17 protein-coding genes and 2 pseudogenes are annotated in these 21862 nt (G+C 73.1%); 14 read left to right on the top strand and 5 right to left on the bottom strand.

Features of this window, described 5'->3' with window-relative positions; genetic code table 11:
- The 4 genes from AB0L56_RS29765 to AB0L56_RS29750 all read left to right on the top strand — a co-directional run bounded on the left by AB0L56_RS29765 (window position 1) and on the right by AB0L56_RS29750 (window position 6851).
- A complete protein-coding gene (locus tag AB0L56_RS29765; protein ID WP_365428757.1) occupies window positions 1-2583 on the top strand; it encodes a tetratricopeptide repeat protein in 2583 nt (860 codons plus the stop codon).
- Window positions 2584-2586: 3 nt separating this feature from the next.
- Window positions 2587-4098: a PP2C family serine/threonine-protein phosphatase gene (locus AB0L56_RS29760; protein WP_365428754.1), complete on the top strand. Its 1512-nt coding sequence runs from the start codon at window positions 2587-2589 to the stop codon at window positions 4096-4098.
- Between the two features lie 111 nt (window positions 4099-4209).
- Window positions 4210-5556 carry a VWA domain-containing protein gene (locus AB0L56_RS29755; RefSeq protein WP_365428751.1) on the top strand — a complete coding sequence of 449 codons (1347 nt, stop codon included), beginning with the start codon at window positions 4210-4212 and terminating at the stop codon, window positions 5554-5556.
- Between the two features lie 113 nt (window positions 5557-5669).
- The gene (locus AB0L56_RS29750) at window positions 5670-6851 is read left to right on the top strand and encodes an FHA domain-containing protein (RefSeq protein ID WP_365428748.1); all 1182 of its coding nucleotides are present in this window, start codon (window positions 5670-5672) and stop codon (window positions 6849-6851) included.
- Between the two features lie 8 nt (window positions 6852-6859).
- Here the strand turns inward: AB0L56_RS29750 and AB0L56_RS29745 are convergent, their stop codons facing one another.
- Window positions 6860-7849, bottom strand: coding sequence for a methyltransferase domain-containing protein (locus AB0L56_RS29745; RefSeq protein ID WP_365428745.1), 990 nt, complete (start codon window positions 7847-7849; stop codon window positions 6860-6862).
- A gap of 49 nt (window positions 7850-7898) precedes the next feature.
- Here AB0L56_RS29745 and AB0L56_RS29740 point away from each other — a divergent pair, with 49 nt between their 5' ends.
- From AB0L56_RS29740 to AB0L56_RS29725, 4 genes are all read left to right on the top strand, one after another.
- Window positions 7899-8312, top strand: coding sequence for a globin (locus AB0L56_RS29740; RefSeq protein WP_365428742.1), 414 nt, complete (start codon window positions 7899-7901; stop codon window positions 8310-8312).
- Between the two features lie 322 nt (window positions 8313-8634).
- A complete protein-coding gene (locus AB0L56_RS29735) occupies window positions 8635-11910 on the top strand; it encodes an ABC transporter permease (RefSeq protein ID WP_365428739.1) in 3276 nt (1091 codons plus the stop codon).
- Window position 11911: 1 nt separating this feature from the next.
- The gene (locus tag AB0L56_RS29730; RefSeq protein WP_365428736.1) at window positions 11912-14680 is read left to right on the top strand and encodes an ABC transporter permease; all 2769 of its coding nucleotides are present in this window, start codon (window positions 11912-11914) and stop codon (window positions 14678-14680) included.
- A gap of 55 nt (window positions 14681-14735) precedes the next feature.
- A complete protein-coding gene (locus tag AB0L56_RS29725; RefSeq protein ID WP_361023354.1) occupies window positions 14736-15683 on the top strand; it encodes an ABC transporter ATP-binding protein in 948 nt (315 codons plus the stop codon).
- A gap of 289 nt (window positions 15684-15972) precedes the next feature.
- On the opposite strand, the pseudogene AB0L56_RS29720 reads toward AB0L56_RS29725, so the two are convergent.
- Window positions 15973-16282 (bottom strand): annotated as a pseudogene (locus AB0L56_RS29720) (transposase); the annotation flags it as partial.
- 233 nt (window positions 16283-16515) lie between these two features.
- Window positions 16516-16887 carry a cupin domain-containing protein gene (locus tag AB0L56_RS29715; protein ID WP_365428731.1) on the bottom strand — a complete coding sequence of 124 codons (372 nt, stop codon included), beginning with the start codon at window positions 16885-16887 and terminating at the stop codon, window positions 16516-16518.
- A gap of 310 nt (window positions 16888-17197) precedes the next feature.
- Between AB0L56_RS29715 and AB0L56_RS29710 the strand changes: the two genes are divergently transcribed.
- Entirely contained in the window at window positions 17198-17545 is a 348-nt protein-coding gene (locus AB0L56_RS29710; RefSeq protein ID WP_365428728.1) for a hypothetical protein, read from the top strand.
- Window positions 17518-17868, top strand: a complete 351-nt coding sequence (locus AB0L56_RS29705; protein ID WP_365428725.1) for an alpha/beta hydrolase — start codon at window positions 17518-17520, stop codon at window positions 17866-17868. Before AB0L56_RS29710 ends, AB0L56_RS29705 begins: the two co-directional genes overlap by 28 nt.
- Before the next feature lie 37 nt (window positions 17869-17905).
- Here AB0L56_RS29705 and AB0L56_RS29700 read toward each other — a convergent pair whose 3' ends face one another.
- Window positions 17906-18409: an Lrp/AsnC family transcriptional regulator gene (locus AB0L56_RS29700; RefSeq protein WP_365428722.1), complete on the bottom strand. Its 504-nt coding sequence runs from the start codon at window positions 18407-18409 to the stop codon at window positions 17906-17908.
- A gap of 153 nt (window positions 18410-18562) precedes the next feature.
- Here AB0L56_RS29700 and AB0L56_RS29695 point away from each other — a divergent pair, with 153 nt between their 5' ends.
- The 3 genes and pseudogenes from AB0L56_RS29695 to AB0L56_RS29685 form a co-directional block, all read left to right on the top strand.
- A complete protein-coding gene (locus tag AB0L56_RS29695) occupies window positions 18563-19315 on the top strand; it encodes a thioesterase domain-containing protein (protein WP_365428719.1) in 753 nt (250 codons plus the stop codon).
- A gap of 65 nt (window positions 19316-19380) precedes the next feature.
- Entirely contained in the window at window positions 19381-20421 is a 1041-nt protein-coding gene (locus AB0L56_RS29690; RefSeq protein WP_365428716.1) for a DMT family transporter, read from the top strand.
- A gap of 528 nt (window positions 20422-20949) precedes the next feature.
- Window positions 20950-21114: pseudogene (locus AB0L56_RS29685) on the top strand (hypothetical protein); the annotation flags it as partial.
- Here AB0L56_RS29685 and AB0L56_RS29680 read toward each other — a convergent pair.
- A complete protein-coding gene (locus AB0L56_RS29680) occupies window positions 21107-21445 on the bottom strand; it encodes a hypothetical protein (protein ID WP_365428801.1) in 339 nt (112 codons plus the stop codon). The pseudogene AB0L56_RS29685 and the gene AB0L56_RS29680 sit on opposite strands and share 8 nt — an antisense overlap.
- Between AB0L56_RS29680 and AB0L56_RS29675 the strand changes: the two genes are divergently transcribed.
- Complete coding sequence (locus AB0L56_RS29675) at window positions 21401-21538, top strand: hypothetical protein (protein WP_365428713.1); 138 nt, start codon at window positions 21401-21403, stop codon at window positions 21536-21538. The two genes, AB0L56_RS29680 and AB0L56_RS29675, sit on opposite strands and share 45 nt — an antisense overlap.
- The last annotated feature ends 324 nt before the right edge of the window (window positions 21539-21862 follow it).

The following is a 21862-nucleotide window of genomic DNA, read 5'->3' as shown; positions in this document are numbered from 1 at the left end:
ATGAGCGAGCCGGAGAACCAGCAGCCCGACGCCGGTGAGGCGCCGGGTGCCTGTCAGCGCCCCGAGTGCGGTGGTACGTACGAGGACGTCGGCGGCGGCGAACTGTACTGCGACACCTGCGGTCTGGCCCCGGCCGTGTCGCCGACCGGCCTGGTCGCCTCACCCCCGACCGGCCTAACGGCAGGCGGCCACGGCTCGGGCGGCTCGACCCCCGGAAGCTCCCGGGGATCCAGGGGATCCGGGGGCTCCGGGGGCTCCGGGGGCTCCGGAAGCTCTCGTTCCAGCGGCCACAGTTCCCGCACGTCGTCACAGTCGTCGCAGTCGTCGAAATCCCGCCGTTCGGTCTCCGGACGCCTCTCCCGCTCGCTCTCGGGCCGGACGTCGGGCCGCTCGGTGTCGGTGCGCAGCTCCGGCGCCGCTGCCGGCTCCTCCAGCCGGGGCCGGCTCGGCGCCGGATTGGTGCAGGTGCCGCCGATCCCGCGCCCCGATCCGCGCACGATGGTGCCGGACAACCCCGAGGTGCCCGAACGCAAGCGGTTCTGCTCGCGTTCGGACTGCGGGGCGCCGGTAGGCCGGGCCCGCAGCGGCCGGCCGGGGCGTACGGAGGGTTTCTGCACCAAGTGCGGCCACCCGTACTCGTTCGTGCCCAAGCTGCGGTCCGGGGACGTGGTGCACGGCCAGTACGAGGTGGTCGGCTGTCTGGCGCACGGCGGTCTGGGCTGGATCTACCTCGCCGTGGACCGGGCGGTCTCGGACCGCTGGGTGGTCCTCAAGGGCCTGCTGGACACGGGCGACCAGGACGCGATGGCGGCGGCGATCTCCGAGCGGCGGTTCCTCGCGGAGATCGAGCACGCCAACATCGTGCGGATCTACAACTTCGTGGAGCACCTCGACCAGCGCACCGGCTCCCTCGACGGCTACATCGTCATGGAGTACGTCGGCGGCAAGTCACTGAAGGAGATCGCCAACGCCCGCCGCACCCCGGAGGGCAGGCGGGACCCGCTGCCGGTGGAGCAGGCGTGCGCGTACGGCATCGAGGCGCTGGAGGCGCTCGGCCATCTGCACAGTCGGAACCTGCTGTACTGCGACTTCAAGGTCGACAACGCGATCCAGACCGAGGACGAGCTGAAGCTCATCGACATGGGCGCGGTGCGCAGGATGGACGACGAGGAGTCGGCCATCTACGGCACCGTCGGCTACCAGGCACCGGAGGTCGCCGACGCCGGGCCGTCGGTGGCGTCGGACCTGTACACGGTGGCCCGTACGCTCGCCGTCCTCACGTTCGACTTCCAGGGTTACACCAGCGTCTTCGTGGACTCGCTGCCCGACCCGGACAACATCGAGGTGTTCCGGCAGTACGAGTCCTTCTACCGCCTCCTGGTCCGTGCCACCGACCCGGACCCGGCCCGCAGGTTCGCCTCGGCGCAGGAGATGACCGAGCAGCTGACGGGTGTGCTGCGCGAGGTCGTCTCGCTCCAGTCGGGGCGGGCCCGTCCGGCGCTGTCGCCGCTGTTCGGCCCGGAACTCCGGGTGACGGACACGGAGTTGTTCCCCGCCCTGAACGGGGACGTCTCCCGCCTGGGCACCAGGGCACCCGCGACCCCGGCGACCCCCGCAGCCCCCGCACCACCCACCGCCCTCGTCAAACCGGTCGACTGCGCCCCCGCGGCGCTGGCGCTCCCCGTGCCGCACGTCCACCCCTCCGACCCCAACGCCGGATTCCTCGCGGGCCTGCTGACGTCCGCGCCCGGTGAGCTGATCAACGCGCTGGCCGCGGCGCCCGCCCCGTCGACCGAGACCCGGCTGCGCGAGATCCGCGCCCGGCTGGAGACCGGCGAGTGGGCCACCGCGCTGGAGGCGCTGCGTGCCATGGAGGAGCAGGATGCCGACGACTGGCGGGTGGTCTGGTACCGGGGTGTCGCCGCGCTCGTCACCGGCGACCACGAGGGCGCCGCGCATGCCTTCGACGCGATCTACGACGCCTTCCCGGGGGAGGTCGCGCCGAAGCTGGCGCTGGGTCTGTGCGCCGAGGTGCTGGGCCAGTTGGACAACGCCGCCGAGTACTACCGCCTGGTGTGGTCGACCGATCCGAGCTATGTGAGTGCCGCGTTCGGGCTGGCCCGGGTCCAGTTGGCGGCCGGGCACCGCGGTGCCGCGGTGCGGACGCTGGAGTCGGTTCCGGAGTCCTCCATCCACTACACGGCCGCGCGGGTGGCGGCCGTCCGGGCGCGGCTGCGCGGACGCACGGCCGCCGCCGGTGACGTACCGTTCCTGGACGACCTGACCGCCGCCGCCGGACAGGTCGAGGCCCTGGAGGCGTACGGACTGGATCCGGCACGGCGCGAGCTGTTGTCGGCCGAGGTCCTGGGCTGCGGGCTGGACTGGGTACTCTCCGGGGGCCGGGGTTCCGCCCCTCCCGCCGCCGGGGGACGGACGCTGCTCGGCAGCGGCCTGGACGAGCGTGGTCTGCGCTTCGGCCTGGAGCGTTCGTACCGCACACTGGCCCGGCTGGCGCGGAGCGGCGAGGAGAGGATCGACCTGGTGGAACGTGCCAATCGTTACCGCCCCCGGACGTGGGTGTAGTTGATGTCGCAGATGCCTCAGCAGGCAGCCGCTCTGTCGAAATGCCCGAGCTGCGAGGAGCCCCTCGAGTCGGGTGATCGTTTCTGCGGTGCGTGCGGATATGACCTGTCCGCGGTTCCCGCCCGGCCCAGGGACGAGCCGACGATCGCCCTGAACGGCTCGGTGCCGCCCCAGGCGCCGGCCTGGCCGGCCCCAGGCCACGACGGCTCCGTGGACGGCCCTCCGGCCCACCGGCCGGCGGACGTCCCCGGCACGGACTCGAACGGCTCCCCACTGTCCGGCGAGGCGGGCCGGCCGGCCCCGGCCGCCGGAACCCCCGCCGCCGGAACCCCGGCCGAGGGCACCGCCGTATCGCCGCCGCCCCAGGGCGCCCCGGTCGCACCGCCCCCGTCCGCGGCGCCCCCGCCCGCACCGGCGCCCGCCCCGTCGGCCGGTGTGCGCTTCGACCACCGCGCGGAACCGGCCGAGGCCCCCGCCCCCACCGCCGCCCCGGACCCTCGCCCCGGCGGCGTTCACCAGCCCGCTCAGCCCGACGAGTACCCGCTCCAGGCGCCCGACCCTCGGGTCACCGCCGAGCCGGTCCGGCAGGCCGCCGGCGCCACGGTGTGCGTGGCCTGCCGTGCGGGCAGGGTGGACGACGACGGCTACTGCGAGAACTGCGGCCACGCCCAGCCGCGCGAACGGGACCACATGGAACAGGAATGCGGACCGTTGGCCGCGGTCAGCGACCGCGGACTGCGCCACCATCGCAACGAGGACGCGTTCGGCGTCGGCACCACCACGCTGCCCGACGGTTCGCCCGCCTCGGTGGCGATCGTCTGTGACGGCGTCTCCTCGGCGACCCGTCCCGACGAGGCGTCACTGGCCGCGTCCCGTGCGGCCGGCGAGTCGCTGCTCGCGGCCCTGCCGCGCGGCACGCACCCGCAGCAGGCGATGCACGACGCGATCATCGCCGCCTCCGACGCGGTCAACGCGCTGGCCGACGAGCCGGACCCGGCCGCCCGTGAGCACGGCCCGCACCAGAACGCCCCGGCGTGCACGATCGTCGGCACGGTGGTGACGCAGGGCCTGCTGGTCGTGGGCTGGGTCGGCGACAGCCGGGCCTACTGGGTCCCGGTGGACCGCTCCGCCCCGGCCGCCCGGCTCACCGAGGACGACTCCTGGGCCGCGCAGATGGTCGCCGCGGGCCTGATGGGCGAGGCCGAGGCCTACGCCGACCACCGGGCCCACGCGATCACCGGCTGGCTCGGCGCGGACGCCTATGAACTCGAGCCGCACACCGCGTCGTTCAAGCCGGACCGGCCCGGGGTGGTCGTGGTCTGCACGGACGGCCTGTGGAACTACGCGGAGTCCGCCGACGACATGGCCGAGATCGTCCCCGCCGACGCCGCCGTGCGCCCCCTGCACGGTGCGCGGGTGCTGGTCGGTCACGCCCTCGACGGCGGGGGCCACGACAACGTAACAGTGGCCCTCGTGCCGTTCCCGGCCGTCCCGCAGGGGGCAGGATCGGCCTGAGGCCGCGTGCGGGACACGTTGTACCGGGAGGCCTCAACGGACCGGAGGGGACCGGTCCGGCAGCCGTCGTCGCCCCGCGCAGCCGGGGCATCCGAGGGGGATCGAACAGGCATGGCCAACTTCTCGAAATCGAACGTGCCGCAGTTCTCGGTGGACGTGTACCAGAACGAGTTCCTGCCGGAGGGCGGCCGCGAGGTCAACGCCATCGTCACGGTGACGGCGACCGGCGGCGGCACCATCGGCAGCGCGCTGGCGGCGCCCCACCTGTACGCGCCGGGCGAGGGTCCGTCGGCGGCCGTGGTGCTCATGGTCGACTCCTCGGGTTCGATGGACTACCCGCCGACCAAGATGCGCAACGCCCGCGACGCGACGGCCGCCGCGATCGACGCCCTGCGCGACGGCGTGCACTTCGCGGTGGTCGGCGGCACCCATGTGGCCAGGGAGGTCTACCCGGGTGGCGGCGGGCTCGCGGTCGCCGACGCCACCACCCGTGAGCAGGCCAAGCAGGCGCTGCGGAAGCTCGGCGCGGGCGGCGGCACGGCGATCGGCACCTGGCTGCGGCTGGCCGACCGGATGCTGGCGTCGGCGGACGTGGCGATCCGGCACGGCATCCTGCTCACCGACGGCCGCAACGAGCACGAGTCGCCCGAGGATCTGAAGGCGGCCCTGGACGCCTGCGCCGGACGGTTCACCTGTGACGCCCGCGGGGTGGGCACCGACTGGGAAGTGAAAGAAGTCACAGCCATCGCCTCCGCACTCCTCGGCACCGCCGACATCGTCGCCGACCCGGCCGGCCTCGCCGCCGACTTCACGCGGATGATGGAGACGGCGATGGGCAAGGAGGTCGCGGACGTCTCGCTGCGGCTGTGGACGCCGGTCGGTACGACCGTGAAGTTCGTCAAGCAGGTCGCGCCCACGGTCGAGGAACTCACCGGCCGCCGCACCGAGGTGGGCCCGCGAGCGGGCGACTACCCGCTGGGTTCCTGGGGAGACGAGTCCCGTGACTACCACGTCTGCGTCGAGGTCCCGCCCGCCGGCATCGGCCAGGAGATGCTGGCGGCCCGGGTCTCGCTGGTCATTCCGCAGCCCGGGGGCAGCGTGCAGAACCTTGGCGCGCAGGGTCTGGTGCGGGCGGTGTGGACCGACGACATGGCCGCCTCGACGTCGATCAACCCTCAGGTCGCCCACTACACCGGGCAGGCCGAACTGGCGCACGTCATCCAGCAAGGGTTGGATCTGCGCAAAGAGGGAGATATCGATGGAGCAACGGCCAAACTGGGCCGTGCCGTTCAGCTCGCGAGTGCGTCGGGCAACGCGGATACTGCGAAACTGCTTGCGAAGGTGGTGGACGTCGTCGACGCCGCGACCGGTACTGTGCGACTGAAGGCGAAGGTGGAGGAGGCCGACGAGATGACTCTCGAGACCCGGTCGACCAAGACCGTTCGCGTGAAGAAGTGATCTGTAAGTACCTGTAAGTAGCTGTAAATATCTGTAAGTGATCGAGCCTGGCCCCTCGGGGTTGGAGAAATCCGGTCGGAACCGGCCGGACAAGGAGAGGGGGAAGCGCCGACATGCCGACCTGCCCGAACGGACACCAGTCGGGTTCCGACGACTGGTGCGAGGTGTGCGGTCACCGCATGGCGGGTGCCGTACCCCCACCTCCTCCCCCGCCTCCGCCGCCCGGTGGCGGCGGCTACGGATTCCCGCCGCCCGGCGGTCCCACCGGTGGCCCCGGAGGCCCCGGCGGCGGTTACGGCGGCCCCGGTGGCCGGGCGGAGCTGTGCCCGCAGTGCCGTACGCCACGTGAGGGCGGTGCGCCGTTCTGCGAGGAGTGCCGTTGGAACTTCCTGACGAACACGGCGACGTCGTACACCCCGGCCGCCCCGCGTCCGCCGGCCCCCGGTCCGGGCGGACCCTTCCAGCAGCAGCCGCCCGGCCCGTCGTACGGCGGCGGTGACTCCTACGACTACCAGGGCTCACGTCCGTCGCAGATGAACCGGCCCGCCGAGCCGATTCCGCCGGGCCCGCCCGGCTTCGGCGGCGACCCCTCGCGCCCGGCGCCCCCGCCCGGCCCTGGCGGCCACGGCGGCCCGGGTGCTCCGCAGGCGTTCCAGCCCGGCGGACCGCCGTCCCCGCCCGGATACCCCCAGGAGACCGGCCGCCCGCCGCAGGGCGGGCCGTCCTTCGGCGGCGGTGACGACGACTGGGTGATCCCCCCGCCGGGCGGTCCCGGTGGCCCGAACGGCCCCGGTCAGCGCGGCGGTTACGGCTACCCGCAGCCCGGCGGCACCCAGGCGCCGCCCGGGCCCGGCGGCTTCCCGCAGCAGCCCCACCCCCCGCAGGGCCCGGCGACCTGGACCGCGACCATCGGTCCGGACCGCGACTACTTCATGGCGATGATGCACCGCTCGGGCCCCGAGGCGGCGGGCCTGAATCTGCCCGCGTACTCGCCCGAGCAGCAGCGCCAGCTCACCGGCAACCAGATCACGATCGGCCGCCGCCGCCACTCCACGGGCGACGTCCCCGACATCGATCTGTCCACGCCGCCGGAGGACCCGGGCGTCTCGCACCAGCACGCGGTGCTGGTGCAGCAGCCGGACGGCACCTGGGCGGTCGTCGACCAGAACTCGACGAACGGCACGACGGTCAACGGCTCGGACGAGCCGATCCAGCCGTTCGTCCCGGTCCCCCTCCAGGACGGCGACCGCGTCCACGTGGGCGCCTGGACGACGATCACCATCCGCCGGGGTTGACCACGTAGCTAGACAGCAGGCACCGGCCAGACATGCGGCCCCGCGGGGTCGTCCAGCCAGGCGCGGTCGCCCTCGGGGCCGACGGTCAGGCCGTAGCGTTCGCGCTGCGGCCTGCCCTCGTTCTCCCACAGGTCGTACGCCTGCCGGGGATCCAGGGCGCCGGCGGTCAGCGCCAGCAGGAACCGGAAGACATCGCTCCTGCTGGCCGCAGGCGGCAGCCCCTCCAGATCCGGCTGGTCCCGCCATGACCGCCCCGCGCCGCGCAGCGGTACGAAGTACGCGGGCGTGTGCAAAAAGCGGCCCTCGGCGTGCCCGGGGTCGCGCACGGTGAGCACGACCAGGCCGGTGGCGAACGGGGCGAGGATCCGGCCGCCCGGACGGCACTGGGCGAGCCAGGCGCGCGGAACGGAGGGCAGGGCGCAGGTCGCGATGATCCGGTCGTAGGGAGCGCGGGCGGGCACTCCTCGGGCGCCGTCACCCGTCACGACGGCGGGCCGGTGCCCGGCCGCCTCGAGGTGCCGGCGGGCCGACTCGGTGATCTCCGGGTCGAGATCGACGGTGGTGACCAGGTCGTCGTCGCCGAGCCGGTGGGCCAGCAGGGCGGCGTTGTAGCCGCTGCCGGTGCCGATCTCCAGGACCTTCTGCCCGTCCCGAACGTCCAGACCCACGAGCATCAGCGCCATCAGGGAGGGCTGGCTGCTGGAGGAGAGCAGCTCGCCGTCCCGCAGCCGGATCGCCAGCGGCGTGTCCTCGTAGGCGCCGCGCAGCCACCGCTCGCGCGCGCCGGGATCGGGGTGCTCGCCCCACCGGCGTTCGTACCCGCCGACGGCACCCACGTAGTAGTACGGCACGAACAGATGGCGTGGTACGGCGGCGAACGCCTCGCGCCACACCGGGTCGGCGTCGAAGGCCCCGCTCGCGTCGATCTCCCGCACCAGCGCCGCCCGCGCATCCGCGGCGAGACGCTCCCACGCCTCGGGGTCCCGGCCACCGCCCATGGCTCCACCGTACTGAGGCCTTGAGTCCTACGCCGTGGTGTCTGAGACCATGGACGGCGTGACAGAGATTCGGCGCGGCACGCTTCAGGAGCAGACCTTCTACGAGCAGGTCGGCGGGGAGGAGACCTTCCGCCGCCTCGTCCACCGTTTCTACGAAGGGGTGGCGAACGACCCGCTGCTGCGGCCCATGTATCCCGAGGAGGACCTGGGCCCGGCCGAGGAGCGGCTCGCGCTCTTCCTCATGCAGTACTGGGGCGGCCCGACCACCTACAGCAAGACCCGCGGCCACCCGCGCCTGCGCATGCGCCACGTCCCCTTCAAGGTCGACCGCGCGGCCCACGACGCCTGGCTGAAGCACATGCGCGACGCCGTGGACGAGCTGAACCTCCCCGAGGAACACGAACAAACCCTGTGGAAGTACCTCACGTACGCAGCGGCCACCATGATCAACTCCCCGGACTGACGCCTGCTTCAACCCCCTCGGGCAAAACCCAGCCCCTCCGGCGTTTGAGGAGCGGGGACCCGGGAGCAGCGCCCCCGGCAAAACCCAGCCCCTCCGGCGTTTGAGGAGCGGGGACCCGGGAGCAGCGCCCCCGGGGACGGGACGGGAAGGGGCGGCGGGGGCGAAAACCCCTGACGGCCACACCCCACCGGACGATCACATACCGACCACCCCCCACCGCATTCCGATCACAGTCGGGTCAAGCCCGCACACCACCCGCTTACCCCCACCCCACCCCCTCTGACAACATCACCCGGAGGTCTGGACAACCACGGGGGGTTGAGTGACTGCCGCACCAAGCCCGGCACGCTTCGTCCTCGCCCGAGCCCGCACCCACCGCCCCCTCCTCGCCGCCGCCCTCCTCACCGTCCTCCTGACCACCGCGGTCCTGGCGACCCTCACCGCCTACTCCACCACCATCGGCGACGCCGCCCTGCGCCACGCCCTGTCGGACCCCCGCCACGCCGCCGACACCACCCTCGCCGTCGAGGCCGAGATCCCCGCGGCCGGCCGCACCGCCGCCGACACCGCCGTACGCGAAGCCGCCCGCAAGTCCTTCGACGGCCTCCCGGTGACCCTGCAATCACTCACCCGCTCCGGCCCATATGCCCTGCCCAGCTCCCTGCGCCCACCGGGCGAGCACGCGAAGACGGACGAACCCGACCTCACCCACTTCGCCGCGCTGGACCGCACCCAGGTACGGATCACCAAGGGCCGGATGCCCCAAAACCACACCGGCCCGGAGATCGAGGCCGCCCTCCCGGAGGCCGCCGCCCGCGCCCTGAACCTGGCACCAGGCGCCACGTTCACCCTCGACAACCGCCTCAAGGGCCCGCCCGCGCAGGTGCGCATCACCGGCGTCTACCGCCCCGTGAACGCCGCGGCACCGTACTGGCGGCTGGACGAGCTGAACGGCCGCGGCATCGTCACGCTCCACTTCACGACGTACGGCCCCCTGCTCACCGACCCCGCCGCGTTCACCGACAACCGGGTCGGCACGGCCGCGGCGGGCTGGCTGGCCTCGGCCGACTTCTCGACGATGACCGGCGACCGCGTCGACGCGCTGCGCGACGCGGCCCGCGAGGGCACCGCCGCCCTGCCGAAGGCCGAGGCGCTGGGCGGCACCGCGACCGCCAGGAGCGAGCTGCCCGCCACGCTGGACCGCGTCGAGCGCTCCCTGCTCGTCTCCCGCTCCACACTGCTGATCATCGCGCTCCAGCTGGCCCTCCTCGCCGTGTGCGCCCTGCTGCTGGTGGCCCGGCTGCTGAGCGCCGAACGGGCGGGCGAGACCCGGCTGTTGCGGGCCCGCAGCGCCTCCCGTGCCCAGGTGGCCCGGCTCGCCGCCCTGGAGGCGCTGCTGCTGGCCGTGCCCGCGGCGGCGTGTGCCCCGCTGCTGGCGGGACCGCTCACCCGGCTGCTGGCCGGACAGGGCGCGCTGGCCCGGATCGGGCTGCGCCTGGACGCCTCCATGGGCACGGTCGCCGGGAACGGCGCGCTGTGGCTGGTGTCGGCGGGCGTGGCACTCGGCTGCGCCCTGGCCGTCACGGGCCCCGCGCTCACCTCCTCCTTCCGGGCGGGCCGCGCCACACCGCTGCCGGGCGTGGTGCGCGCCGGGGCGGACGTGGGCCTGCTGGTGGTGGCCGGTGTGGCGTACTGGCAGCTGAGCCGCCGGCCCTCCGGGGCCGTGGGCGAGGACCTCGGGGTCGATCCGCTGCTCGTGGTCGCCCCGGCGCTGGCGCTGCTCGCCGGCACGGTACTGACCCTGCGGCTGCTGCCGCCGCTGGCCCGGCTCGCCGAGCGTCGGGCGGCGGCGGGCCGGGGGCTGCCGGGGGCGCTGGCGGGCTGGCAGTTCGGCCGCCGCCCTATGCGCGGCGCGGGACCGGTGCTGCTGCTGGTGCTGGCCGTGGCGCTGGGCATGCTGGCGATCGGCCAGGGCTCCTCCTGGGAGCGCTCGCAGGACGACCGGGCCGACTTCCGGGCCGGCGCGCGGCTGCGGGTACTGGGCGGCGGGGAGAGCGCGTTCGGCCGTACCCAGGTGTACGCGGCCGTACCGGGCGTACGCCGGGCCGCCCCGGCCGTCCGCACGAGCCTGCCGCTGTCCGCCGGCCGGACCGCGACCGTGCTCGCCCTGGACACCGCGCACGCCGCGGACACGATGCTGATGCGCCCCGACCTGGCGTCCGAGCCGGTGCGGGCGATGGTGGCCGGACTGTCACCGAAGGGCGCCTCGGCGGGCGTCCGCGTCCCGGCGGGCACCGGTCGCCTGGCGCTGACCGCCCGGATGCGGGGCGCGGACCCGGAGAGCGCGGTCGATGTCAGTGCCACCGTGGAGGATTCCTCCGGCGTCCCGTACACGCTCGGCCTCGGCGCGCTGCGCACCGATGGGCGGCCGCACACGCTCACCCTCGACCTGACGGAGGCCGCCGAGGCGCCACCCGGGGAGCTGACGGTGACCGGGCTCCGGCTGGACCTGCTGCAGCCGGTCGGCGAGAGCGAGCGGCACCGTCTCACCCTCGCCTCGCTTACCGCCACGGACACCGGCGGCCGGGAGCGTGCGCTGCCGCTGCCGTCCCAGTGGAAGCTGTCCGCGCGCGCGGACGGCCCGGTGTCCTTCCCCGGCGAGGAGACGGGCCCGATCCGGCCCCGAACGGTCCCGGGCGACCCGGCGACCATCACGTACGGCACCGGATACGTCCCGACGGAGATGGCCTGGCAGCCCTCGCCGCTCACGATCGGCCTCCGGGTCCCGCAGCGGGCGGTCTCCGAGGTCGCTGCCGTGGCCACGGACCGCTACCTGGAGTCCACGGGCGCGCGGACCGGGCAGCGGCTGGATGTGCGGATCGACGGGGCCACCGTGCCGGTACGGATCGTACGGTCGGTGCGGGAACTGCCGTCCACGCCGACCGCCGGAAAGGCGGACGGGGGCGCCCTGCTGGTCGACCTGCGGGCCGTGAACCGGGTGCTCCAGGAGAGCCGGGACGAGAGCCTGCCGCCGAACGAGTGGTGGCTGGCGACCGGGCCGGGCGGGACGGAGCGGGTGGCCGCGGCGCTGCGCGACCGGCCCGAGGTGGACCCGTCCCGGGTGGTGGTGCGGGACGAGATCGCCGAGGCGCTGCGCGACGACCCGTTCGGCGCCGGGCCGGGCACGGCGTTCGGCGCGGCGGCCCTCGCGGCGGCGGCGCTGACGGCCGTCGGGTTCGCGGTGAGCGCGGCGGGTTCGCTGCGCGAGCGGTCCGCCGAGTTCGCGGTGCTGCGCGCCCTCGGCACCTCCCGGCGGCGGCTGGCCCGGGTGGTGCTCGTCGAGCACGGGGTGCTGGTCGGGCTGGCGCTGACGGTGGGCGTTCCGCTCGGCGCGGTGCTGGCCCGCGCCGTGATCCCCCTGGTCATGCTGACCGCGGAGGCCACCCGCCCGGTGCCCGAGGTCCTGGTGGAGCTGCCCGTCCTCCGGGTGGCGGCCCTTCTGGCCGCCGTGGCCGCGGTCCCGCTGCTGATCACGGCCGTACTGGCGCTGCGCCGGGCGGACCCGGTGACATCGCTGCGCGAACGGGGAGGCGAGTGACATGACGGTACGTCGTGCGAGACGGCCCCGCGCGGTCGCTCCCTGGGTGCGTACGCGGCTGCGGTCGGCGCCCGGGGCCTCGGTGGCGCTCGCGGTGCTGGTCGCGATGACCGCGTTCCTGGCGGCCGCGCTGCCGCTCGCCGTCGACCGGTACGGCGACGCGGGGCTGCGCCGGTCGATGGAGGTGGCCGGGCCCGCCCGCACCACCGTGCAGCTGTACACCTCCCACGACAACGTCGTCATGCCGCAGGACATGCGGGAGGCCGGCCTCCGCGAGGAGGCAGCGCGCGAACCGTACGTCAAGATCCTCGCGCTGCCCGGGGACTCCCTCCCGGTCGACGCCGGCCAGTCGTCCTACGGGGTGCGCACCACCCAGCGGGTCGAGGTCCCGGACCCCTTTCTGTCCCAGCCGGACGCGGTGGCCCCGCAGTTCCACCTCATCGCCCAGAGCGGGCTCGCCGAGCACTCCCGGCCGGCGGCGGGCCGGCTGCCGAAGGCCCCGGAGGACGTCACCGCGGCGACGACGGCCGTCGAGGCGGCCGTCAGCAGCGAGACGGCCCGCAAGCTGAACATCGAGGTGGGCTCCGTCCTCCATGTGCCCGCCGTGGGACGCGACCCGCTCGCGGTGCGGATCACCGGAATCGTCGAACCGCTCTCCCCGGGAGAGGCGTACTGGTCGACGACACGCGTGATGCACAGCCCGAACCTGACGACCCGCCCCGACGACCCGTCGCGGAACCAGTTCTGGATCGGCGCGCTGCTGCTCCACCCGAACGCGGGCCCGGCCCTCCTGGGCACGGTCGGAATGCCCGAGCGGTACTGGATGCTGGCGCCCTACCCCTCCGCCCTGCACGGCTACGACCTGCCGGAGCTGAAGGCGGCCGTGGCCTCCCTGGAGGCGGGCCCGCTGCTCCAGCGGGCGAGCACCGCGGTCTCGTCGCCGCTGCTGGCGGAGACCTCGCTCGACGAGGTGTTCGGCGAGTACGCCGGACTGCGTTCCGCCATCGGCCCGGTCGTGGCCGTCGCGGCCTTCGGCACCGGCACGGTCGCGGCGGTCGTCCTGCTGATGGCGGGCGGTCTCGCCGCCGACCGGCGCCGCGCCGAACTCACCCTGCTCCGGGCCCGGGGCGCCTCCCTGCGCGGTCTCGCCGGGCGGCTGCTGGCGGAGACGGCGGTGGTGGCCGTGCCCGCCGCCTCGCTGGGACTGGCCGCCGCCCGGCTCACGGTCCCCGGGCCCCGGCTGCCGTACGCCGTCTCAGCCGCCGGAGCCGTCGCCCTCCTCGCCTGCGTGGCGCTGCCGCTGCGGGCCGTCGCCGCGCACCGTGCGGTACGCGTGCACGCGGCCCGTGACGACCTCGTGTCGGCCCGCCCGTCCCGGCGGCGCACGGTCGCCGAACTGACGCTGCTCACCCTGGCGGTGGGCGCGGTGGTGACGCTGCGCACGCGCGGCACGTCGGACGGCGGGACCGCGTCCGGGGACGAGCTGGTGTCCCTGGCCCCGGTGCTGCTGGGGATGATCGCCGCCCTGGTGCTGGTGCGTCTGCACCCGTTGCCGCTGCGCGGGCTGGCCCGTCCGGCCGGGCGGCTGCGCGGGGTCGTCGGCCCGCTGTCGCTGGCCCGCGCGGGCCGTGCGCCGGGCTCCGCCGTGCTGCCCCTGCTGGCGCTGCTGACCGCCCTGACCACGGCCGCCTTCGGCGGTTCCGTCCTCGCCGGTGTGGCCGACGCCCGGGACCGCGCGGCAACGGCCGCCGTCGGCGCCGACGCCCGCCTCGAAGCGCTGCGGACGCTGCCGGCGGAGCTCACCGGGAAGGTCCGGCGCGCACCGGGCGTGCGGGACGTCACCGCCGTGAGCGTCTCCTACTACGCCTATCCCTCCGACGGCCGGCTGTCCGTGCCGGTGGCCGGTGTCGACCCGGCCGGTTACGCCGCCCTCGCCCGGCACACGGACATCGGGACGTTCGACACGGACGAACTGAAGACGTCCGGGGGCTCCGGCGCCTCCCGCGGGGATGCCGAGGTCCTGCCCGCCCTGGCGTCCCCAGACGTCGCCGACCGCTACGGCACCCGGCCGTTCCCGGTGCGGCTGGAGGACGGCGGCCGCATCACCGTACGGATCGTGGCGGTGCGGGAACGGACGCCGGTGCTGGCCGGGCAGGAGTTCCTGGTCGTGGACCGGTCGGGGCTGCCCCCGGCCGCCGCCCGGCCGACGGCGCTGCTGGTGACCGGCCACCCGGACGCGGGCGCGCTGCGCAAGGCGGCGGGCGATGCGGCGCGGGTCCAGATCCGCTCGGAGCGGCTCACGGCGTTCGTCGACTCGCCGCTGCAGTCCGGCGCCGAGCGCGTCTACGCGGCGGCGGTGGCGGCCGGCACCGGATACGCCGTGCTGGCGCTGCTGCTGACCCTGCTGCGCGCCGCCCCCGAACGCGCCGCGCTGCTGGCCCGGCTGCGGACCATGGGCCTCACCCGGGCGCAGGGCCGCCGACTGCTCGTCCTGGAGTCCCTGCCGCAGGCGCTGCTCGCGGCGGCCGGCGGCACCCTCACGGCCTGGGCCGCCGTCCGGCTGCTGGCGCCCGGCATCGATCTGACGACCATCGCCGTCTCCGCGTCCTCGTCGCCGGCGGGGCGGGCGGCGCTGCGCACCGATCCGGTGTCGCTGGCGGTGCCGGCGCTGGCCGTGGTCGCCCTGTCCGTCGGGATCGCGGCGGCGCAGGCCTGGTGGTCGGGGCGCAAGGGTTCGGTGCGGGAGCTGAGAGCAGGCGATGCCAGGTGAACCCGCCTCCGCCCGCCCCCGTGCCGCGTCGACTTCTCCCCGCAGGAGGCTCCCGATGACCTCGAACCCCACGCTTGCCGAACTCGCCGACCGTGTGACGGCCGACCGCGACCGCCCGTCCTACGGCCATGACGCGCTCATCATCTGCGACCGTCTGGTGCGCGTGTTCACCGCGGACGGTGTGGAGGTGCAGGCGCTCCAGGGGCTTGACCTCCTGGTGCGGGAGGGGGAGCTGATGGCCCTGGTGGGGGCGTCCGGCAGCGGCAAGTCCACCCTGATGAACATCCTGGCCGGCCTGGACACCCCGACGGCCGGTGCGGCCCGCGTGGCCGGGCGGGACCTGCTCACCATGTCCGCGAAGGACCGCCTCGCCTACCGCCGTGACGTCGTCGGCTTCGTGTGGCAGCAGACGTCCCGGAATCTGCTGCCGTATCTCACCTCGGCGCAGAACGTCGCCCTGCCGATGCAGCTGGCCGGCCGCCGCGGCCGGTCCCGCGCCGAACGCGCGCGGGAGCTGCTGGAGTTGCTGGAGGTCGGCGACTGCCGCGACCGCCGCCCGCACGAGATGTCCGGCGGGCAGCAGCAGCGCGTGGCCATCGCCGTGGCCCTCGCGGGCGACCCCTCGGTGCTGCTCGCGGACGAGCCGACCGGCGAGCTGGACTCCCACACCGCGGAGCAGATCTTCGCCGCGTTCCGCACCGCGAACGAGCAGCTCGGCACGACCATCGTGATCGTCACCCACGACCAGGCGGTGGCGGGCGAGGTCCGCCGCACGGTCGCCATCCGCGACGGCCGTACGTCGACCGAGGTGCTGCGACGCAGCGAGGTCGACGCCGTCACCGGCCACGAAACCGTGGTCGCCCGCGAGTACGCCATGCTCGACCGCGCGGGCCGCCTCCAACTCCCCGCGGAGTACACCCGCGCCCTGAACATGCGAGACCGCGTCGCCCTTGAACTGGAACCCGACCACATCGCCGTACGGCCGGACGACAGCGTGGAGTAGGGCGGGTGGCCTCTGCGCGGGCGGTCGCCGGGGGCCGCAGCACGGAGGCCCGAAGCGCAAGCGCTCGCAGCACGGAACACAGCACGGACGGCTCGGCGCGGGCGGTCGCTGCCGGGGGCGGCAGCACGGAGGTTCGAAGCCCAAGCGCTCGCAGCACGGAACACAGCACGGACGGCTCGGCGCGGGCGGTCGCTGCCGGGGGCCGCAGCACGGAGGTTCGAAGCCGGCTCGGCGCGGGCGGTCGCTGCCGGGGGCCGCAGCACGGAGATCTCAGCGCAAGCGTCTCAGCACGGGAGACTGTGGGGTCGGAGGCCACCGGCCCGAACACGGCCGGCTCGGCTCGCAGCAGGGCCACATCGGCCAGGCAGTCCAGGCCCAGCGCGACGGCGAGCGCGACATCCAGCAGGATCGTGCCCGGATCGTGCCCGGATCGTGCACCGCTCGGGCCTTCCGCCATGGCTCAAGCGCCGCTGACATCGCCGCCTCCAGGCCGGACTTGCGGGCCGTCTCGACCAGCAGCACCGCCCCGGCCTGCGAAACCACTCCGCGGCCGCCGCCTCGACGCGGACACGCGGATAGGACCCGATACGCTTCTTCACCTGGAAAGTGCCTCCGGCGGTGGCGGGAACAAGAACCTCAGCAATCCTCATTCTCGCTGGTCAGAGGCACTTTCTGCTGTCATGATCACCAGTCGGACAGCCCGCTTCGTGAAAGCGCGAGGCTAGTCTCGACCTGTAGCAGGGCGAATGGATCCGATGACGCCGGGTGGCCCGGCCGGCACGCGACCCTCCGTCCCGCGCCGTTTCCACTGGCGGCCGGCCGGGAGGGGCCGTCAGATCCATTCCTCGTCGGCCGTGAGATCGCTGGTCGCCTCACCGGTGTTGACGACCCCGGGCGGATCCATGATGACGATCTCACACTCTCGCTCGGCGTGCGGCCGGTGATGGACACCGCGCGGCACGACGAACATTTCCCCGGACCGCACGACCGCACTCGCCCGGTCCTCGAGATCGATGGTCAGCTCGCCCCGCACGACGATGAAGAGCTCGTCACCCTCCGGGTGGTTGTGCCACACGAATTCGCCCTGGACCTTGACCGCCTTGAATTCGAGACCGTTCGCCTCGAGAACCGTTTTCGGCGACCAGAGGCCGGTCACTTTCGCGAGCTTTTCATCGATGTTGACGGGTGTTTCCGGCCGGGCCATTAAGCTCTCCTCGCTCTGTGTGCCGCGGAATCCACCCGGGGGACGGTGAGCAAAAAGCTTCCGATGGGTCGTGAAGTCAGCATCGGACGGCGGATGACGGGCTGTCAACCCGCACCTGCGAGGACGTGATGAGGACCGGGCGAGGACAGGTCCGCGAAGGATGGTCCACGAAAGGCAACCGCATGTTCCTGTAATCCGGTCGATGCCACAACGGAGCATTCGGCGTTCCGTGTTTGCCGTGATCGTTCTTGGCCGTGTGCCGGGACGGCTTCGACGAGTTCAGGAATCATTGAAAGGGCGTGATCTCACGATGACCGAGACTCAGATCGGGCCGGTAGGTTCCGGCGCGGCGATCGCCGACGACGCGATCGTCCCCGAGGACATCAAGGACGGCATCACGCGGTTCATGCGGGACGGTTTCACCGGCCCGGTCAAGCTGTACGAGCCCGACGAGGCGGCCGAGATCCTGCGTGAGGTACGCGTCAAGAACCAGGACACGTCCCGCTCGGTGTTCAAGAACAGCATGAACTACGACCGGCACCTGGACATTCCGGAGCTGTCGCGGCACGTCACGCACCCGACGATCCTCTCTACCACGAGGCGGTACGGCCACGGGGCAACGAGGCGGCCGTGCTCGGTCTTCTCGACGAGGAGCTGACGCGGATGGTCACGCGGCCCTACCGGCAGGACGTCGAGGCGCTGACCCGGTTCGCCTACGGCATCCGTGCGGCGAACGACTACGACCCGGTCGCGGCCTGTGCCCGGCTGCGGGTACCGTCCCTGTTCGTCGCGCGCGAGGACGACGAGATGGTGAGTCACCTTCATACCCAGCGCGCCGCCGCCCTGGTCGCGGGGGCAGAGCTGTCGGTGCTGCCGGCCGGCGGCCACTACGCGCTCTTCACCGACCCGGCCGACGCGGCCGGGCTGATGGCGTCGTTCATGCACCGGGCGGACCGGCGGGCCGGTCGTCCCGTGCGCTGAACCCGCCCGCCACATCCACGCTCCGGCCCCGCGCCCGTCAGGTCCACGGCCGGGCATGGCGGCGTGGCTTCGGCTTGGGCGCGAGGATCTCCACCGGGCGACGCGGCAGGTGTTCGTAGATGAGGGAGGCGCTCAGGTCGGCCACCGACGGGAACTGCGCGATACGGTCCAGCACGAAGTCCTCCAGGTGCTGTGGGTCCTTTACGGCTACCAGCACCTGGAAGTCGTCGTTTCCCGACACCACGAACACGTCCAAGACCTCGTCGAGGCCGAGCACGAACTCCCGAAAGGACTCGACGGCGTGCCGGCTCTTCGGGCGGATCCGCACCGCGATCATCGCCTTCAGGCCGCGGCCCAGCGCGTCCAGGTTCACCTCGGCGGAGTACCCCAGGATCACCTCGCTCTGCTGCAGGTTCTTCACCCGTTCCAGGCACGTCGAGTCGGCGATGCCCAGCGTGCGCGCCAGCTCCCGGTTGGAGCGGCGCGCATTCTTCTGCAGTTCGAGAAGCAGACCGCGATTGATCTCGTCAAAATTCGGCATGATGGCCAATCTATCGCAGGAGTTTCGGTCCTAGTGGAGCCTTCCTGAATTAGCTGCCAAGATCATGGCTGTCACCGCCTCGAGTCACGGGCCCACTCCGCCAGGTCCCTCACGGCTGCTCCCGACCAAGCATCGACACGGAGAAAGAGGATCATGAGCACGCAGCGCACCACGACTCCCTGGCTGCCCTTCGGCGCCGCCGACCAGGCGGACGTCCGGCTGCTGTGCCTGCCGCACTCGGGCGCGGGGGCTTCCGCCTACCGGGCCTGGGGCACCGGTCTGCCGGACTGGATCGGCCTGTGCCCTGTCCAGCCGCCGGGCCGCGAAACCCGCAGGCGGGAGACACCGTTGAGCGAGGTGGGCCCGCTAGTGGCCGCGCTCGCCAAGGACATCGCGGCCGTCGTCGAGGGTCCGTACGCCATCCTGGGACACAGCACCGGGGCGATCTGCGCGTTTGACCTGTGCCGGCAACTGCGGCGCATGGGCGCGCCGGCGCCGGTGCACCTCTTCGTCGCCGGCCGTCGCGCCCCCCAGGTCGGGGAGCATTCCTCCCAGCTGGAGGAACTGACCATCGAACAGCTGGCGGACATCCTGCGGCACCACGGCGGCACCCCTGACTGGGTGCTCAACGACCCGAGCATGCTGCGCAGGCTCCACCCGCTGCTCACCGCGGACTTCGCGGTCAGCGAGGCGTACCGGTACACGCCGGAACCACCTCTGGACATCCCCCTCACCGCGTTCGCCGCGACCGACGACCCGAGGGCCACCGTGGTCCATCTGGCCGCCTGGCGCGAGCAGACGACCGAGCAGTTCACCCTGCACCTACTGGAAGGCGACCACTTCGCCATTTTCACGCATGCCTCCCGGGTGCACGGCGTCATCGCCGAAACCCTGGGCGGCGGCTGACTGCCCATCGGCACGCCCGCCGGGCCGGCCACCGGATTCGAGAAGACGAACGAGCGTGATGCGACATGAAGACCAAACCCCTCGGAGCCTACGCCTGGCTCCTGTTCGCCATGGTGCTGTGGGGCAGCGCCTTCCCCTCGTCGAAGTACGCGACGGAGCATGTCCCACATGAGGTCGCGGCCCTGTTCCGGTTCGGCGGCGGCGCCGTCGTACTGCTCCTGATCACCCTGGTCCGGCGACCGCAGCAGAGCCCGCCGTTCAAGGCAGTGTTAGGCGCCTGCGTGGCCGGGATAGTCGGCGTCTTCGGCTACAACGCGCTGTTCTTCTGGGGCGTGACCATGGCCCCGTCGAGCGACGGCGGAGTGATCTTCCCCGCGCTCACACCGGTCATCACGTCCCTCGTCCTGATCCTGAGCGGCCACGAGTCGGCACGGCCCGCGCGTATCGCCGGACTGGGGATCGGCGTCGGCGGCGCCGCACTGTTCTTCGTCGCCACCACCACCGCCGGCGGCGCGGGCGGCTCCGACCGGCTCATGGGCGATACCATCTTTCTCGTCGGCGCCGCCGTGTGGTCCGTGTACACCCTGCTCAACCGCAGGCTGGTGGTCGGCATGGACCCGGTGCAGGCGGTGACGTACTCCACCGTCGCCGGCTCCCTGGCCCTCGCGGTGATGGCCGTGCCACACTTCGGCAGCGTCCAGTGGGGCGAGTTGTCGGGCGGGTTCTGGCTCAACGCAGTCCACATGGCGATCGGCCCGACCGCCGTGGCCTACCTGCTGTACGTCCGCGGCATCCGGGACGTGGGCGCGTCCACCGCCTCGGTGATGATGTTCGCCGTCCCGCTCTTCAGCACCCTATTCTCCTTCGCCTTCCTCGGGGAGTACTTCACCTGGGCGCAGGGCGGCGCGGCCGTGGTCATGCTGGGCGGTGCCCTTCTCGCCGTGGTCAGCGGACACCGGGCCATGAAGCCCTCCGTCCAGCGGGAAGACCCGCAGCCCCCCGACCGGGAGCGGGGCGCCGCGGAGCCGGTCGCCTCGGGGGCGCCGGGCGGTACGGCCGCCCCGCAGGCGCGGGACGCAGTGGTGCCGGAGGCGGGCACACGCTGACGGACACCGACCGGCGCGCCTAGCCGCCGGCGACGGACCGGGCAGGTGTCTCCCGCTGGTCATCCCCCGCCGCGGCGGGGACGCCTGCTCTCTTCCGGCCGGTGCGGCCCGACGGGACGGTCCGGTGACGGGTTTGGGTCATCCTGACAGGTCGTCCACCGTCGACAACCGCCTCCGCAACCAATTCGCCCGCTCCCGGGCGGTGTCCGAAATTCAGCAGCCGGGGAGCACGGGTTGCCGAAAATCACCAACGTAACTGTTCCTGGACCGCTCATGAACGCTTTGGAGGCATGAGGGCTCGTGTTGGAGTGTCGTGTCTTGGGTCTGCTGGAGGTGTGGTGTGGTCGGGAGCGCCTGGGGCTGTCCGGGAGAAAGCGCCAGACGGTCCTCGGTGCCCTGCTCCTCGCCGATGGCGAACCCCTCTCCCTCAACCGCCTGATCGACACCGTGTGGGAGGACCGGGCGCCCGCCACCGCCGCGAAACAGATCCGCAACGTCGCGTCCGACCTGCGCGGGATCCATCCGGACATGGCCGAGCGGCTCACGCTCGCCGGGGACGGCTACCGCCTCTCCCTCGACGGCTGGCGCCTCGACGCCCGCACGTTCACCGAACGGGTCGCCCGCGCCCGTGAGCACCGGGAGGACGGGCGCCTCAGCCAGGCCCTGGAGGAGTTCGGCGCCGCGCTCAGGTTGTGGCCCTGTACACCACGGCACGGAACCTTAGGTGGCCCACTGGACGCGCCGACGGCTCGCACCACAGCCGCCGCGGCCGCCGTACTCGCGCCCTCCTCACCCCGACGACCGCACACGCCGCCCCAGCCACCGCCGCGCCGGGGGCGATCACCGTCGGGGTCTCCCGCAGCAGTTCTCGGATCTGCACCTCGACCGCCTCGACGGCCGAGCCCTTGGCCGGCCGCCGGTACTGTGGCGGCCGATCGTTCGCCAGGGCCCGCTTGACGGTGTTCTTCGAGATGCCCAGATGTCGTGCGATCGCCCGGATCGGCATCTGCTCAGCCCGGTGCAGCCGACGGCGGAGAACGAAAGCTTGAAGTCGGAGAACGACTACCTGAAGTCGGCCACTGGTGCCTCGAAGACGCTCAAGAGCTACGACTGCTGAGTGAGGGCGTAGTGCGGGGAGTGCCACTGGTGGACGGGTGCCCCGGCGCTCGATGCCGTTGCAAGCTCGAACGGGTGCCGGCCCAGCCCGGCGCTTAGGAGGTGGCGGTTTTGTCATATCGGGTAGCGATGCCGCGGAAGCTCACGACTTCCCACGGCTTCGGCCGCGCCACCCCACGCCCCTGGATCATCGTTGCCGCAGCGATCCAACCACCTCGATTGTCAGGAGTTCTTAGAGAGCGTCTGATCACCGTTCAGGCTGTTGTGGCAGTCATGTCCGTTTCGATTCGCCAGGTTGGCGTGGATTCTCCCGTCAGTTCGCGGG

Origin of the sequence: Streptomyces sp. NPDC052079, assembly GCF_040680275.1 — a bacterium.
Lineage (GTDB): Bacteria > Actinomycetota > Actinomycetes > Streptomycetales > Streptomycetaceae > Streptomyces.
Note: the sequence above shows the minus strand (reverse complement) of the source record. Positions and strands in the feature narration are given on the sequence as shown.

Excerpts from the sequence above, each read along its gene's own strand:
- AB0L56_RS29715 (WP_365428731.1), bottom strand. The coding sequence starts at position 16,887 with ATGGCCCGGCCGGAAACACCCGTCAACATCGATGAAAAGCTCGCGAAA.
- AB0L56_RS29700 (WP_365428722.1), bottom strand. The coding sequence starts at position 18,409 with ATGCCGAATTTTGACGAGATCAATCGCGGTCTGCTTCTCGAACTGCAG.
- AB0L56_RS29755 (WP_365428751.1), top strand. The coding sequence starts at position 4,210 with ATGGCCAACTTCTCGAAATCGAACGTGCCGCAGTTCTCGGTGGACGTG.
- AB0L56_RS29725 (WP_361023354.1), top strand. The coding sequence starts at position 14,736 with ATGACCTCGAACCCCACGCTTGCCGAACTCGCCGACCGTGTGACGGCC.
- AB0L56_RS29745 (WP_365428745.1), bottom strand. The coding sequence starts at position 7,849 with ATGGGCGGTGGCCGGGACCCCGAGGCGTGGGAGCGTCTCGCCGCGGAT.
- AB0L56_RS29690 (WP_365428716.1), top strand. The coding sequence starts at position 19,381 with ATGAAGACCAAACCCCTCGGAGCCTACGCCTGGCTCCTGTTCGCCATG.
- AB0L56_RS29750 (WP_365428748.1), top strand. The coding sequence starts at position 5,670 with ATGCCGACCTGCCCGAACGGACACCAGTCGGGTTCCGACGACTGGTGC.
- AB0L56_RS29730 (WP_365428736.1), top strand. The coding sequence starts at position 11,912 with ATGACGGTACGTCGTGCGAGACGGCCCCGCGCGGTCGCTCCCTGGGTG.
- AB0L56_RS29695 (WP_365428719.1), top strand. The coding sequence starts at position 18,563 with ATGAGCACGCAGCGCACCACGACTCCCTGGCTGCCCTTCGGCGCCGCC.
- AB0L56_RS29675 (WP_365428713.1), top strand. The coding sequence starts at position 21,401 with ATGTCGTGCGATCGCCCGGATCGGCATCTGCTCAGCCCGGTGCAGCCG.
- AB0L56_RS29760 (WP_365428754.1), top strand. The coding sequence starts at position 2,587 with ATGTCGCAGATGCCTCAGCAGGCAGCCGCTCTGTCGAAATGCCCGAGC.
- AB0L56_RS29740 (WP_365428742.1), top strand. The coding sequence starts at position 7,899 with ATGGACGGCGTGACAGAGATTCGGCGCGGCACGCTTCAGGAGCAGACC.
- AB0L56_RS29710 (WP_365428728.1), top strand. The coding sequence starts at position 17,198 with ATGACCGAGACTCAGATCGGGCCGGTAGGTTCCGGCGCGGCGATCGCC.
- AB0L56_RS29765 (WP_365428757.1), top strand. The coding sequence starts at position 1 with ATGAGCGAGCCGGAGAACCAGCAGCCCGACGCCGGTGAGGCGCCGGGT.